This is a genomic window from Dactylosporangium sp. NPDC051485, from assembly GCF_040682015.1.
In the GTDB taxonomy this organism is placed as follows: domain Bacteria; phylum Actinomycetota; class Actinomycetes; order Mycobacteriales; family Micromonosporaceae; genus Dactylosporangium.
In genome coordinates, this window is record NZ_JBFAZW010000028.1 from 1 (window position 1) to 13,430 (window position 13,430).

General features: G+C 72.4%; 14 protein-coding genes. 5 read left to right on the forward strand and 9 right to left on the reverse strand.

Annotated elements, in window-relative coordinates:
- Nucleotides 1-1,375, forward strand: a 1,375-nt coding sequence (locus AB0M46_RS18055; protein ID WP_363337259.1) for an EAL domain-containing protein, incomplete at its 5' end; no start/stop codon positions are given.
- Nucleotides 1,376-1,446: 71 nt separating this feature from the next.
- On the opposite strand, the gene AB0M46_RS18060 is transcribed toward AB0M46_RS18055, so the two are convergent.
- Nucleotides 1,447-2,082: a hypothetical protein gene (locus tag AB0M46_RS18060; protein ID WP_363337261.1), complete on the reverse strand. Its 636-nt coding sequence runs from the start codon at nucleotides 2,080-2,082 to the stop codon at nucleotides 1,447-1,449.
- Nucleotides 2,083-2,182: 100 nt separating this feature from the next.
- On the opposite strand from AB0M46_RS18060, the gene AB0M46_RS18065 reads away from it, so the two are divergent.
- The gene (locus AB0M46_RS18065) at nucleotides 2,183-3,247 is read left to right on the forward strand and encodes an LLM class flavin-dependent oxidoreductase (RefSeq protein WP_363337262.1); all 1,065 of its coding nucleotides are present in this window, start codon (nucleotides 2,183-2,185) and stop codon (nucleotides 3,245-3,247) included.
- 40 nt (nucleotides 3,248-3,287) lie between these two features.
- On the opposite strand, the gene AB0M46_RS18070 is transcribed toward AB0M46_RS18065, so the two are convergent.
- Nucleotides 3,288-4,022: a M50 family metallopeptidase gene (locus AB0M46_RS18070; protein ID WP_363337264.1), complete on the reverse strand. Its 735-nt coding sequence runs from the start codon at nucleotides 4,020-4,022 to the stop codon at nucleotides 3,288-3,290.
- Nucleotides 4,023-4,043: 21 nt separating this feature from the next.
- On the opposite strand from AB0M46_RS18070, the gene AB0M46_RS18075 reads away from it, so the two are divergent.
- From AB0M46_RS18075 to AB0M46_RS18085, 3 genes are all read left to right on the forward strand, one after another.
- Nucleotides 4,044-4,529 (forward strand): GNAT family N-acetyltransferase, encoded by a 486-nt coding sequence (locus AB0M46_RS18075; RefSeq protein WP_363337266.1) that lies wholly within the window; start codon nucleotides 4,044-4,046, stop codon nucleotides 4,527-4,529.
- Nucleotides 4,530-4,619: 90 nt separating this feature from the next.
- Nucleotides 4,620-6,197, forward strand: coding sequence for a protein kinase (locus AB0M46_RS18080; protein WP_363337267.1), 1,578 nt, complete (start codon nucleotides 4,620-4,622; stop codon nucleotides 6,195-6,197).
- Nucleotides 6,198-6,324: 127 nt separating this feature from the next.
- Nucleotides 6,325-6,618 carry a DUF1801 domain-containing protein gene (locus AB0M46_RS18085; protein ID WP_363337269.1) on the forward strand — a complete coding sequence of 98 codons (294 nt, stop codon included), beginning with the start codon at nucleotides 6,325-6,327 and terminating at the stop codon, nucleotides 6,616-6,618.
- On the opposite strand, the gene AB0M46_RS18090 is transcribed toward AB0M46_RS18085, so the two are convergent.
- The 7 genes from AB0M46_RS18090 to AB0M46_RS18120 form a co-directional block, all read right to left on the reverse strand.
- Nucleotides 6,598-7,398: an FAD:protein FMN transferase gene (locus tag AB0M46_RS18090; RefSeq protein WP_363337271.1), complete on the reverse strand. Its 801-nt coding sequence runs from the start codon at nucleotides 7,396-7,398 to the stop codon at nucleotides 6,598-6,600. The two genes, AB0M46_RS18085 and AB0M46_RS18090, sit on opposite strands and share 21 nt — an antisense overlap.
- Nucleotides 7,377-7,967 carry a hypothetical protein gene (locus AB0M46_RS18095; RefSeq protein ID WP_363337273.1) on the reverse strand — a complete coding sequence of 197 codons (591 nt, stop codon included), beginning with the start codon at nucleotides 7,965-7,967 and terminating at the stop codon, nucleotides 7,377-7,379. Before AB0M46_RS18095 ends, AB0M46_RS18090 begins: the two co-directional genes overlap by 22 nt.
- A gap of 11 nt (nucleotides 7,968-7,978) precedes the next feature.
- Nucleotides 7,979-8,578, reverse strand: a complete 600-nt coding sequence (locus tag AB0M46_RS18100) for an FMN-binding protein (RefSeq protein ID WP_363337274.1) — start codon at nucleotides 8,576-8,578, stop codon at nucleotides 7,979-7,981.
- Nucleotides 8,579-8,896: 318 nt separating this feature from the next.
- A complete protein-coding gene (locus AB0M46_RS18105) occupies nucleotides 8,897-10,276 on the reverse strand; it encodes a ferric reductase-like transmembrane domain-containing protein (RefSeq protein WP_363337276.1) in 1,380 nt (459 codons plus the stop codon).
- A gap of 485 nt (nucleotides 10,277-10,761) precedes the next feature.
- Nucleotides 10,762-11,238 carry a GNAT family N-acetyltransferase gene (locus AB0M46_RS18110; protein ID WP_363337278.1) on the reverse strand — a complete coding sequence of 159 codons (477 nt, stop codon included), beginning with the start codon at nucleotides 11,236-11,238 and terminating at the stop codon, nucleotides 10,762-10,764.
- Between the two features lie 129 nt (nucleotides 11,239-11,367).
- Complete coding sequence (locus AB0M46_RS18115) at nucleotides 11,368-12,048, reverse strand: DsbA family oxidoreductase (RefSeq protein ID WP_363337280.1); 681 nt, start codon at nucleotides 12,046-12,048, stop codon at nucleotides 11,368-11,370.
- Between the two features lie 163 nt (nucleotides 12,049-12,211).
- Complete coding sequence (locus AB0M46_RS18120; RefSeq protein ID WP_363337282.1) at nucleotides 12,212-13,426, reverse strand: hypothetical protein; 1,215 nt, start codon at nucleotides 13,424-13,426, stop codon at nucleotides 12,212-12,214.
- Between the last annotated feature and the right edge of the window lie 4 nt (nucleotides 13,427-13,430).

Below are 13,430 nucleotides of genomic sequence, written 5' to 3' on the forward strand. Positions count from 1 at the left end.
CACCGAGTCGCGCCGCTACCAGGACCAGCTGACCTACCAGGCCTCCCACGACGGCCTGACCGGCCTGGCCAACCGCTCCCTCTTCGCCGCCCGCACCGCCGAGGCCGTGGCCTCGTCGAGGGGCGGCAACCTGCCGGGCGGCCTCGCCCTGGCCCTGATCGACCTGGACGACTTCAAGGCCATCAACGACCGCCTGGGCCACGCGGTCGGCGACGCCCTCCTGATCGAGGTGGCCGAGCGCCTTCGCGCCACCGTCCGCCCGGGCGACGTGGTGGCCCGCCTGGGCGGCGACGAGTTCGCGGTGCTGCTGCCGGAGTCCACGCGCGAGGCCAGCACCGACATCGCCGACGCCTTCATCGACACCCTGGCCGCCCCGGTCCGGGCCGCCGGCTACGAGCTGCTGATCCAGGCCAGCATCGGCGTGGCGAGGCACACCCCGGACTGCGACGCCAGCGACCTGCTCCGCCGGGCGGACATGGCCATGTACGCCGCGAAGGAGTCCGGCAAGAGCCGCTGGGTCGAGTACGGCCCGGAGCTCGACGCCCACGCCGTCGAGCACGCCCAGCTGGCCGCCGACCTGAGCCAGGCCCTGGACCGCGCCGAGCTGACGGTGCACTACCAGCCGATCGTCGCCCTGCCCGGAGGCGAGATCCGGGGCGTGGAGGCCCTGGTCCGCTGGCACCATCCGGTGAGGGGTCAGGTCTCCCCGGCGGTGTTCATCCCGGTCGCGGAGCGAACGGGCCTGATCGTCCAGATCGGCGCCTGGGTCCTGCGCGAATCCTGCGAACAGGCCGCGGCGTGGATCTCGGCACTGGGCGCCGCCGCCCCGTGGAAGATGAGCGTCAACGCCTCGGCCAGGCAGCTCCTGGAGCCGTCCTTCGTGGACACGGTGGCCGCCATCCTGGACGACTGCGCCCTGCCCCCGGCCCGCCTGACCATCGAGATCACGGAGACCGCGGTCTTCGGCGGCGGCCGAGCCCTGGACACGGTCCGGTCCCTGCACGCCCTGGGCGTCAAGATCGCCCTGGACGACTTCGGCACCGGTCACTCGTCGCTCGGCCTGCTGCGAACCTGCCCGGTAGACGTGCTGAAGGTGGACAAATCGTTCGTGGACGGCGTGACCGGGACGGTGGAGCAGGAGGCCATCGTCACGTCCATCAGCGAGATCGCCCAGGCCCTGCGCCTCGAGGCGGTGGCGGAGGGCGTGGAGACGGAAGCCCAGGCCGGCCGCCTGCTGGAACTCGGCTACCGGCTGGCTCAGGGCTTCTACTTCCACCGTCCCCTGCCGCCGGAGGCGGTGACGGCCGCGATTGCCGCGGAGGCGGACGTGGCCCACCGGGGGGCTGGCGAGGCCACGCCCGCCTCCGCGTTTTAGGGGACGAGTAAAGCTCTAGGGTGAGTTCGGCGCTGCGCTCGATGTCGCGGCCGAGGTCACCGGACGGCGCATCACGCCGCCCACATGGCCGCGAACGCGGCCGCCTCGCCGGCCAGCCAGCGCTCCACCTCGTCCGCCTTCACCGAGGGATCGGGCCGCAGCACCTCGCCCCGCCGCACGTCCACCATGACCGGCGTCGCGTTGGGCAGCACCTGATCCATGTGACGGCCCATCAGGTGCAGCGTCGCCACCGCGGCCAGGTCCAGCGGCGGGTCCTCGTCGAAGTGCAGCCGCACGGCCTCCCCGTGCCCATCCGGATAGCGCAGCCCGAAGTGCGGGTTGATCTTCACCGGCAGCGCCCCGATCATGCACAGCGCATCCCGGGTGGGCGCCACCTCGACCGGCATGGCCAGCGACTCCAGGTATTGCAGCGCCCCGGGCACCAGCGCCTCGTACAGCGGCTTCCATCGCGCGCTGACCTGCTCGACGACGGTGTTGAGGTAGGTCCCGCCGGTGCGGAACCGGATGTCCGCCTTGAGCGCCTTCACGAGCTGCCCGTGCGGGTTGAACCCGTGCCCGGACTCGCGCTGCCGGCGCAGCCCGCCGACGAAGGTCGCCTTGCGCGGCCCGGTCCGGCCGATATACCGCGTGAAGCTGAGCAGGGTCGCGTAGGGGACGGTTTGGGGGGTGTTCACAGGCGCGGTCACTGGCGCTCTCCTCCCAGGTCAAGAGCGTCTTTCGTACACACATTCTAATCGATCCGGGCAAGGATTCCCACCCAGTGAACCGGTGGGTAAAGTAGGCTTCATGACGACGTTCCACTGGTTCCTACCCACTACCGGCGACAGTGACCAGGTCGGGGCGGCGACCGTCACCGCGGGTGCCGCGCGGCACGACCGGGAGCCCACCGTCGGGTATCTGTCGGAGGTCGCGCGGGCGGCCGAGCGGGCCGGCTTCGAGTCCGCGCTCACCCCGGTCGGCGCCGGCTGCCTGGACCCTCTCGTGATGTGTACGGCGATCGCCCAGCACACGACGACGCTGCGCCTGCTCGTCGCCTTCCGGGCCGGCTTCACGCTGCCGACGCTGCTGGCCCAGCAGGCCGAGGCGTTCCAGTGGATCTCCGACGGACGGCTCGCGCTCAACGTGGTCACCGGCGGGGACCAGGCCGAGCAGCAGGCCTACGGCGACTTCGTGCCCAAGGACGCCCGCTACGCCCGGACCGCGGAGTACATCGAGGTCATGCGGCGCACCTGGGCGGGCGGGCCGTTCGACTTCCGCGGCGAGTATTACCACGTCGAGTGCGGGGGCCTGGCCCGCCCGCTGGAGCGGGTGCCGCCGATCTACTTCGGGGGCGCCTCGGAGGCCGCCGTCCGGGTCGCGGCCGCGCATGCCGACGTGTACCTGCTGTGGGGGGAGCCGCTGCCCGCGGTACACAAGCGGATCACACAGATCCGGGCACTCAATCCGGGCATCCGGATCGGCCTGCGGGTGCACGTGATCGTGCGCGACGACGCCGACCGGGCCTGGGGCGAGGCAGAGCGGCTGCTGCGGGGCATGGATCCGGCGCGCATCCGGGCCGCGCAGGAGCGGTTTCGGCGGATGGACTCGGTCGGGCAGGCGCGCATGACCGCCCTCAACGGCGGCGACACCGGGACCGACCTCGTCGTCGGGCCCAACCTCTGGGCCGGGATCGGGCTGGTCCGCGAGGGGGCGGGAACCGCGCTGGTGGGCAGCCCGGCCGAGGTGAACGCGCGGCTGGCCGAGTACGAGGCGGCCGGGGTCGACGAGTTCATCCTGTCGGGCTGGCCGCACCTGGAGGAGGCCGAGCGGGTGGGCGACGCCATTCTGTCCGGCCGTCGCATCCCGGCCTGACGCGGCGTGATCTTGGCGCCGCGGGGCCGGCCGGTGGCGTTCAGCCGATCAGCTGGCCGACCGGGCCGAGCATCAGGCGGACGCCGAAGGCCACGCAGCCCAGCACGACGATGACGAAGAGGCCGACGTACACGATGGCAGGCACCCTGGTCAGGCGGGCGATCTGATCGGCGTCGGAGTTGGGTGCCTGGCGGCGGAAGCGCGACTGCTGCAGCTCGAAGACCGCGCGCACGCCGCCGAGCAGCATGAACCATGCGAAGGCGTACGCGAAGGCGCCCTGGATCTTCGGGTCGGCGAACCACGAGACGGCGAAGATGATCGCGCCGGCGGCGACGACGGAGATGACGCCGTAGAAGTTGCGGATCATGATCAGCATCAGGACCAGCAGGATCAGCAGGAGCCAGAGCAGGATCGTGATCCGGCCGGCGCCGAGGATCGCCGCGGCGCCCAGGCCGAGCAGCGAGGGGGTGATGTAGCCGGCCAGGCCGGTGATCACCATGCCGGGGCCGTTCGGGCGGCCCCTGGACAGGGTCAGGCCGGAGGTGTCGGAATGCAGGCGGATGCCCGACAGGCGGCGACCGCTGAGCACCGCGGCGAGCGCGTGGCCGCCCTCGTGGGCGATGGTCACGAAGTTGCGCATGACCTTCCACGCGGGGCGCAGCAGCACCGCGAGCAGCGCGGCGACGGCGGTCGCGATGACCACCCAGCGGTCCGGGGACGGTTGGCGGCCGAGAGCGTCGTGCAACACGTCGAACACGAATGCAGAGCCTGCCATCTCGCGTGTTGAATGAACAGCATGGAGATCAGGCGCTACACGGAACGTGACTGGCCGGGCACTTGGACGATCTGGCGCGAGGTCATCACGGCCGGCGAGAGCTACGACAACGCGCCCGACTCGACCGAGGACCAGGCGCGCGAGCACTGGCTGTTACCGGCGCCCTGGGAGCAGTGGGTCGCGGTCGACGGCGACGAGGTGCTCGGCATGTACAAGGTCGGGCCGAACCGCGGCCGGCTCGGCGCGCACGTGGCCAACGCGAGCTTCATGGTGTCCTCCCGGGCCAGCGGCCGCGGCCTGGGGCGCACGCTCGGCGAGCACTGCCTCGACCGGGCGCGGGAGCTGGGCTTCGCCGCCATGCAGTTCAACGCCGTCGTGTCGACCAACACGGTGGCCGTGCGGCTGTGGCGCTCGCTTGGCTTCACCATCGTCGGCACGGTTCCCGACGCGTTCCAGAGCACGAAGCACGGGTTGGTCGACCTGCATATCATGCATCGCTACCTGTGATGCCGTTGAACGCCCCGACGTTCCCCCGCAGGGGGTGTAGTTCCTGGCACAACTTGTGGTTTTCGTCTTGCATTCTGTACCAATACCCCGATGCGTACTCCGCCCGAAGCGCGCTACGACACGGATGGTCACTACAGCGGTGACCTGACCGGCTACCGCATCGGTGACGCGTACGAGCTGATCGAACCCATCGGCGGCGGCGGGACCGGCACCGTCTGGCGGGCCCGCGCGCTCAGCGGCGATGAGTTCGTCGCGATCAAGCTGATGCGCGAGGACCTGATGGCCGAGCCGAAGGCGGTCAACCGGTTCGTGCAGGAGCGCGCGATCCTGCTCATGCTGCGCCACCCGCACATCGTGCGAGTCCGCGACCTGGTGACCGTCGGCACCTCGCTCGGGCTGGTCATGGACCTCGTCGAGGGCGGGAGCCTGCGCGACCACCTGCACGAACACGGCACGCTGCCGCCGGCCGAGGCCGCCCTGCTGCTCGCCCAGGTCGCCGAGGCGCTCTCGGCCGCCCACCGCCGCGGGGTCGTGCACCGCGACCTCAAGCCCGACAACATCCTGCTGGACCGGGTCGACGGCGAACTGCACACCCGCCTCACCGACTTCGGCATCGCGCGGGTCCTGGACACCCCGAGCATGACGACGCCGGGTGCTCTCATCGGTACCGCGAACTACGTCGCCCCCGAGGCGGTCTACGGCGGGAGCCCCACTCCCGCGGCCGACATCTATGCCCTCGGCGTGGTGCTCTTCGAGCTGACGACGGGGCGCCCGACGTACGCCGGCGGCCCCGCCTGGGCGATCCTGCGCCGCCACGTGGACGAGTCCCCCCGCCCGGCGTCCGGCATGCCCGAGGCGGTCTGGAAGGTCGTCCAGGAGTGCATGGACAAACGGCCGGGGCGCCGGCCCACGGCCCGTGAGCTCGCCGTGACGCTGCGGGTGGTGGCCCGCCGGGTGGCCGGCGAGCCCGCCCTGGCACCGCAGCCGGTGCACGACCGGCTCACCACCACCACCCAGCCGCCGGTGCCGAGGCCGCGCGCCTCGCCGTCGCGCTCCCGGAGCTTCCTGCTGGCCTTGCTCATCGTGCTCGGGGTGCTGGCATATCCGGCGTGGCTGTACATCACCCGCCAGCACGGCACCGAAACCGCCGCCGACCCGCACGTCACCGCCGCGCCGGCCGTCCCGCCCTCGGCCGGCGGCTCGGCACCGTCCCCGCGCGCCGCGGTCAGCCGCAGCCCCGTGCGCGCGGACGACAGGAGCGCCGGGCCCTCGCTGCAGCCCGGCGCGCACGTCGAGGCGTCGGACGCGTTCGGCCCGTGGCTGTGCGGCAACGAGTACACCTGGGGCCTCGGCCGCCCGGTGCGCGCCCAGCCCTGCCACGCCGTCGCCCCCGACCGGATCCGCATGGTCGGCCACATGCAGGGCATCCTGGGCGTGCGGGCCGACGTGAGCATGTCCGTCCTCGACCTCGGCACCGGCGCCGTCGCCGACGGCCCGCACGAATGCGACGGGGTCATGTTCACCGACGCCGCCCCGAAGTACGACTGCGGCCCGTTCGACGCTCGCCTCCCGCGCGGGCACCGCTACGTCCTGGTGCAGAAGTGGGTGTACACCGGGCGCGCCCTCCTCCCCGGCGGCGAGGTGCGCGGGCTCGAGTTCGACTGGTAGTTCCAGCGGGCGGGAATTGGCTCCCGAAATTGTCGTACCCGTGTGGTGAGCTGTGCCCATGACGGGTGTTGCCACCCCAGCGGGGTTCGATGAACTACTGGAAGATCACTGCGCCAGCATCGGCGCGTTGACCCGGCATCTGCGCGAGGTGATCCTCAGCGCCCGGCCGGAACTGACCGAGCGGGTGTACCGCGGATGGCACGGGCTCGGCTTTCACCATCCGGAGCGGGGGTACATCGCGGCGCTGTTCCCCGGCACCGACTCGGTCTCGGTCGGATTCGAGCACGGGGCCGACCTGCCCGACCAGCACGGGCTGCTGGAGGGGACGGGCAAGCGGCTGCGCTACCTGCGGTTCCGGCCGGACGAGAGCGCGCCGACGCACGAGCACCTCGTCGAATACCTAGCCCTCGCCACCGCCTGACTTCGGCGGCACGACGGGCAGCCCGTCCGAGCGCAGCGCGCGGCCGTCCTCGGTCACCACCGCGCTCTCGTGGCCCTGCAGGGTCGCGAGCCAGTCGATGCCGGCGAGGCCCATGGCGAGCGCCGCCGTCGCGTACGCGTCCGCGGTGCCCAGATCCGGCCCGACCACGGTGACCGAGCGCAGTTGCGTGGCCGGCGCGCCGGTGTAGGGGTTCAGGACGTGCAGCCCGCGCTCGTACGTGCCGGAGGTCGCCACCGCCGCGTCGCTCACCTCCAGCACCCAGGCCACCGCCAGCGCCTCCCACGGGTGCCGCACGCCGACCCGCCAGCGCTGCCGCCCGTGCGGCCCACCGCGGACGAAGACGTCCCCGCCGGCGTTGAGGCAGTGGTTGCGAGAGCCCTGCTCGAGCAGCTGGTCGCAGGCCCGCTGGACCGCCCACCCCTTGACGTACCCGGAGGGGTCGAGCCGCCCGCCGACGTTGATGTCGAAGTATCCGCCGGTCTCGTCCCAGAGCTCCGCGCACCGGTCGAGCACCTCGCCCACGACCGGCGAGCAGTCCTCGCGCCGCAGCTCCCCGCGCCCGAGCCGGCTGATCTCGCTGTCCGGCTTGTACGTGCTGAAGATCCTGTCCACCAGCCGTAGCCAGTCGAACACCCCGTCGGCGAGCCGCTCGAGCTCGTCGATCGGCAGGTCGTCGTCGAGGTCGAGGCTGATCGGCATGCCCATGACGTGCTCGACCCGCACGAGGCTGTGCCCGGTCATGGTCCGTTGTTCCCGCATCGGCACCCCTTGCCACCCCGACTGTCCTGACCACCCCGGCCGTCCTGATCGCCGCGGCCGTCCTGACCGGCCCGGCCGCCCTCATCGCCCCGGCCATTCTGACCACCGCGGCCGTTCTGACCGCCCTGACCGCCCTGACCGTCTTGGCCGCCCTGACTGCCGCGGCCATGCTGACCGCCTCTGTCGCCTTGGCCCAGCCGCCCGGCGAACCAGATTTGCCGCGTGTCGACCACGAGCCCGCCGACCGAGATCAACCCAGCGAGCATTCCGACTCCGCCTGCGAGCGGCCCGTACCCGGCAACCGAGGCCGCGCCGCCGACACCGGGGAACGAGCCGTCAACGGCGGGGAACGTGCCTTCGACGGCGGACAGTGCGTCCCGGTTCGCCGCCGACGGTGCATCGGCCGGCGGCGCGCAGCCGGTGGGGGTGGTGGCCGTGTGCGTGGCGCCGGTGGATGCCGCGCCGGGGGCGGGGCGTCGGCTCGCGGCGTGGACGGCCCGCCACTCGCTGCAGGCCCCGGCGGCGTGGGGGCGGCCGAGGGGCCAGGTGTCGATGCGCTGCGTGGGCATGGGCGGCGTGGTCAGGCCTGGTAGGCGCGGTCGATGGCGGACTGGAGGGAGGCGCGGTACCCCGCGCTGGTCGCCGTGGCGCCCGACACCGTGTCGATGTTCGCGCTCTGGGCGGCAAGGGCCTCGGCCCGCAGCTTCGGCAGGGCGCTGTTGTTGATCTGCACCGACCGCGAGTGGTCGCTGGGCGAGTCGAGCACCTTGACGTCGGTGATCTTCCCGCCGGCCACGACGATCGAGAGCTCGACGCTGCCGTACTCGACGTAGATCGGGTTCCCGTTGAACGTCCCGTCCTTCAGCGTGCCGCGCCGCGTCGGCGCGGTCGTCGTCGGGCGGCCGGCCGGGGCCGTCGTCTTTGTGCCGGCCGGCTGCGTCGCCGCGGTGGGCTTCGTCGTGTCCGGCGCCGGCGTCGTACCGGGCGGCGGGCTCGCCCCGGCCCCCGCGCCCGGCGGCAGCGCCCCGGCCGCCGAGGACGAAGCCCCGGGCGCCGGGCTGTTCGCGGACTGCGGCTGCATCGCCTGGTCGCTGGACGGGCTGCTGAATCCCGCCTTGGCGCCGACCAGCAGGACCGTGCCCGCCGCGGTGCCCATCAGGGCCATCAGAGCGCGTCGCACGCCGTACCAACTCCTTTGTCCTCGCCCGCGCGCCCAACGCACGCGTCCCCGGCCTCGGCCGCCCGCCCCGGGCACGCGCCGCTTCCCGCCTCCGCGCGCCCGGTCCGCGTGGCGCAGGGTGAACACCGTGTGCTGCACCAGCCGGGACGCACCACGCCGGCCCGGGCCCGGAGCAGCCCTGCGACGGCGAAGCGCTCCCGAACCGCCAGGCGTGCCCCGCGAGCAAGCTGCCCCCCAACCGCAAGGGGCGCTCTGCCCGCAAGGGGCGCCGCGGCGGGACGGGGGAGGGGCGCGGCGGTGGCGAGAGGCTGCGGCATGTCAGAGCTCGAAGGGGTCCAGGTGGACCTGGCGGCGCGGGACGCGCAGCCGGCGCAGGACCTGCAGGGACTGTTCGACCAGGCCGTCGGGGCCGCACAGGTACACGTCGCGCTCCGTGATGTCCGGGACCAGGTCGCTCATGCCGGCCGCGGTGAAGAGGCGGCGCGGGCCCGGGTCGCGGCGGTCGCCCACCACGAACCACAGCTGGGCGTGGCGCAGCTGGGCGAGTTCCTCCAGCTCGTGGCGCAGGTGCAGGTCGTGCACGGCGCTGGCGCGGTAGATGACGACGGCGCTCGGGGGGAGCTCCTCCAGCAGGGCGCGGATCGGGGCGATGCCGGAGCCGGCGGCGATGAGCAGGGCGCGCTGCTTCACCCGGCGGCTCGCGGTGAAGTCGCCCCACGGGCCCTCGACGAAGATGCGGGTGCCCGGTTGCATCGCGCGCATGCGCTGGGTGTGGTCGCCGACCGTCTTCACCGTGAGGCGTAGCCAGCGCCCGTTCGGGGCGGCGGAGAGCGAGAACGGGTGGGCCTGCCACCACAGGCCGCGGGCCAGGAAGCGCCAGCGGAAGAACTGGCCGGCCCGGGCGTCGAGGTCGTCGAGCCGGTGGCCGGTGATGTAGATCGAGACCATGTCGGGGGACTCGGGCACCACGTCGGCGACGCGCAGGCGGTGGCGCAGGTTCAGCGCCAGCGGGCCGACGATGCGGCCCAGCACCACGGCGGCGATCATCACCACGTAGAAGCCGATCCACACGGTGCGGCCGAGGCCGGGGCGGAACAGCTCCTGGCCGTTGGAGAACTGGTGCGCGAAGCCGAGCAGCAGCGTCAGGTAGGCCGTGAGATGCAGGAAGTACCACATCTCGTAGGGCAGGGCCCGGCGCAGCGCCCGGATGCTCAGCAGGCCGATGCAGACCAGCATGCCGGCGGCGATGCACGCCGTGATCATGTCCGGGTACTCGGTCAGCAGCGTGCCGAGCTCGGCGACGAGCCCGACGCGGTCGGCATGGGCGTAGCCGACGGTGATCAGCGCGGCGTGGGCCAGGATCGTGACCAGCACCGAGCCGCCCAGCTCGCGGTGCCACAGGCCCAGGTGGCGGGCGCCGATCCAGCGCTCCAGCCAGCGCAGCCGGCTCATCAGGATGACCTGCACCAGCAGCAGATAGCCCGCAATCAGGCCGGTCACCCGGCCCGCGCCCTGGAAGAGCTCGGCCTCGGTGTCGATCGAGCCCGCCTTCGTCCCCAGCCACCAGGGCAGCACGGCGAGCGCCAGGCCGCCCCAGAAGAGGGTGCGCAGGAGGAACCGTCCGGCGGTGTTGTGCTCGACCGGTCGCGCCGCGGGCGCGGCGAGGCGTCCGGCGGGGCGCTGTCTCGGGACGGTCATCGTCGACTCTGCGTACGGTGCATGTGGTTCCACTGCCCTTGGTGATACCAGTGGCCGAGGTTGCCCGGCCACGGGCTTAAGGCGGACTTCAGGCCGAGCAAAGCTCGCTTGCGGGGCACATGCTGCCACGGGGGTACGACAGAACCTCATAGACTGCGGCGATGCAGCGGATCCGGCGAATTGTCCCGATTTCGGCGGCCGTCGCGGCGGCGTCGGCGAGCAGGCGATCCGGCAGCGCACCCGGGCGATCGGCATGCGGGTGAGCAACCTGATCGTCGTGCTCTCGGTGGTCAACCTCGGCGGGGGAGACCTGCCGCCCGGCGACCGCTCTGGGCGCCGGGTTGGGTGCCTGAACGCCCACTTATCTTTCGCTCATCGCACCTGAACTCACAAATCGGACACGCCAAGGGTGGCCCGAAAGCGCAGGTCAGCGCGGTACAGGAAAAACGGTGGGGCCGACGCGCGGCCCCGGCAAAACCTGAAGCTCAGGGGAGCTGACGCAGGAAACGGCCGGCCGCGTCGGTGCGGTCCTGGTAGCCCAGCGCCCGGTAGAAGGCCTGCGCCCCCTCCCGCGTGCGCAGCGCGGTCGCCTCGACGGTCGAGCACCCCCGCACGAGCCCGAAGGACTCCGCCGCCGCCACCAGGCTCGTCCCGATCCCCCGCCCGCGGGCCGACTCGGCCACGGCCAGGGCCACGATGCGCAGCCACGCCCCGTCGGTCTCGAACGCCGGGATGATGTGCGCCGCGATCACCCCGAGCAGCCGGCCGCGCTCGTCCCACACGAACGCGGCCCCGTCGGGGTGCTCGCACCATCGCTGCAGGCGTCCCGCGAGGTTCGTCTCGCCCTGGGGATGACCGTCCCGCTCCAGCAGCCGGGCCACCTGCTCGGTGTCGTCCGGATCGAGCCGGCGCACCCCTCGGGCGACCTGCATCCGGTAGCTGTGCAGCACGTCAGCGGTCATGAGTGCACTGTAGAACCGCGGGCCGGATCCTTGCCTGCCCGAAAGCTGTCACTCATGTTCACGCCGCCGGGCGCTGCACTTGACTGTGCGTCTGGACGGCTTAATATTGCGCCCCCACATGCACGGGCGTCAGATCGCGCAGGAGTCGTCGGTGCAGGCGTCCGCGGAGGGCGAGCCGAGCACCGTCAGCGACGACTGGCGCAGCGCCTGCTGGAACACCTCCAGCGGCTGGGCGCCGGACACGCCGAGCCGCTCGTTGAAGACGAAGAAGGGCACGCCGCTGACCCCGTACGCCCGGGCTAGCGCGATGTCGGCCTCGATGTCCTCGGCGTGGGAGCCGTCGGCGAGCGCCTGCTTCGCCGCCACCTCGTCCAGGCCGGCCGCCGCGGCCAGCCCGGCCAGCGTCGCGTGGTCGGCCACGTCGGCGCCTTCGGTGAAGTACGCGTGCATCAGCCGCTCCTTGAGCTCGCCCTGCCGGCCGTGGGCCTTGGCGAAGTGCAGCAGCCGGTGGGCGTCGAGCGTGTTGGCGGTGCGGGCCCGGGAGAAGTCGTAGGAGAGGCCCTCCTCGGCCGCGATCCCGGTCACCCGGGCGAACATGCCCTCGACCTGGGCCGCGGACAGGCCGTGGCGGGCGGAGAGGGACTCGCCGACGGGCCGGGAGTCGCCGACCGGGGTCGACGGGTCGAGCTGGAAGCTGCGCCACTGGACGCTGACCTCGCCGTCGAACCCCTCGAGCGCACGCTCCAGGCGCCGCTTGCCGATGTAGCACCACGGGCAGACGATGTCCGACCAGACGTCGATCTGGATCATGCGCGCTCCTTCAACCGGTATCTGCTACTTCACAGAAGTTTGACGGAGCAACGATAGCGCACGGGATGCCGGGTCCGCGGGCGTGAAGGCGCCGACGGGGCCCACCGCTGGCTGCAAGGCCGCGTGCGGGACCCGTCGGCGCCGTGCTGCAGTTCCGGATGACCTACCAGTCCGAGTTGGTCGCCCCGGTGCCGAGGATCACCTGGTCGAACCCGTTGCCGTCGCTGTCGTCGGTGTAGGCCACCGAGACCTCGCCCCAGTTGGACACCGCCACGCCGATCTGCTCCTGGCGGCCGGTGGCCGTCTGGCTCAGCACCTGAGCGGGCAGGCGGCCGGTGCCGGTGCCGTCGGCGTTGAAGCCGCGCGCCCACACGTCGGGGTTGGTGCCGCCGACCGACCAGCCGACGACGGTGTTCGCCTGCCCGTCGATGCCGATCGCCGGGTTGACGCCGCCGTCCGCCACGAGCACCTCGGTGCCCTTCGCGACCGCGCCGGGACCGAAGGATCGGGTCCACACGCCGGGCGTGCCGGTGTGGTCGGACTCCCAGGTCACCGCGAAGTCGCCGGTGAAGTCGGCGGCGATCGCGGCGTGGCGCTGCTGGCCGCCGCCGAGGCTGTTCGCGGTACGCCGGGACAGATTGACCGCGCCGTTGGCCTTGGCCAGGCCGACCAGCCCGATGTTGTAGTAGCCGTTGGCGTCGGCGTCCTCGTCCCACACCACCAGCGCGTCGCCGGAGGCGGAGACCGCCACGTCCGGCCGGTGGTGCTGGCCGGTCTGCTGCGAGGCGTAGACCTCGTAGGCCTTGGTGGCCGGGCCGGTGTACCCCGCCGCCTTCACCGTGTACACGGTGTTCTGGACGTCCTCCCAGACGACGGTGAACGCGACCGCGCCGCCGTTCGGGGCGCCGTCCGGGTCGACCGCGACCTTCGGCAGGATCTGGTCGCCCGTGGCGTCGGCGTTGGCCCGCCCGGACGCGGTGACGGTGCCCGCCGGGGAGATCACCCGGTACTGAATGTTGAAGTACCCGTTGCCGTCGGCGTCCTCGGCCCACACCACGACGGCGTTGCCCTTGTCGTCGAGCCCGACGTCGGGGCTGAGGTGCCTCCAGTTGGTACCGCTGGTCCCGCCGGCCGACAGCTTCAGCTCGTACTTGGCGGTGCCGTTGGTGAACAGCCGCACCCACACGTCCGAGTGGCTGTTGTTGTCGGGGTCGGTGGTGTCCCGGTCGTCCTCCCATACCACGGCGACCTGCCCGTTGCGGTTGGTGGCGATGGACGCCGTGTCCTGGTCCCCGGTGGCCACGCTGTTGGCGGTGGTCCACGTCATGGACGTGGCGGCGAGCGCCGCGGCGAGCGCGGCGGAGGTGATGGCTGGCACTCGG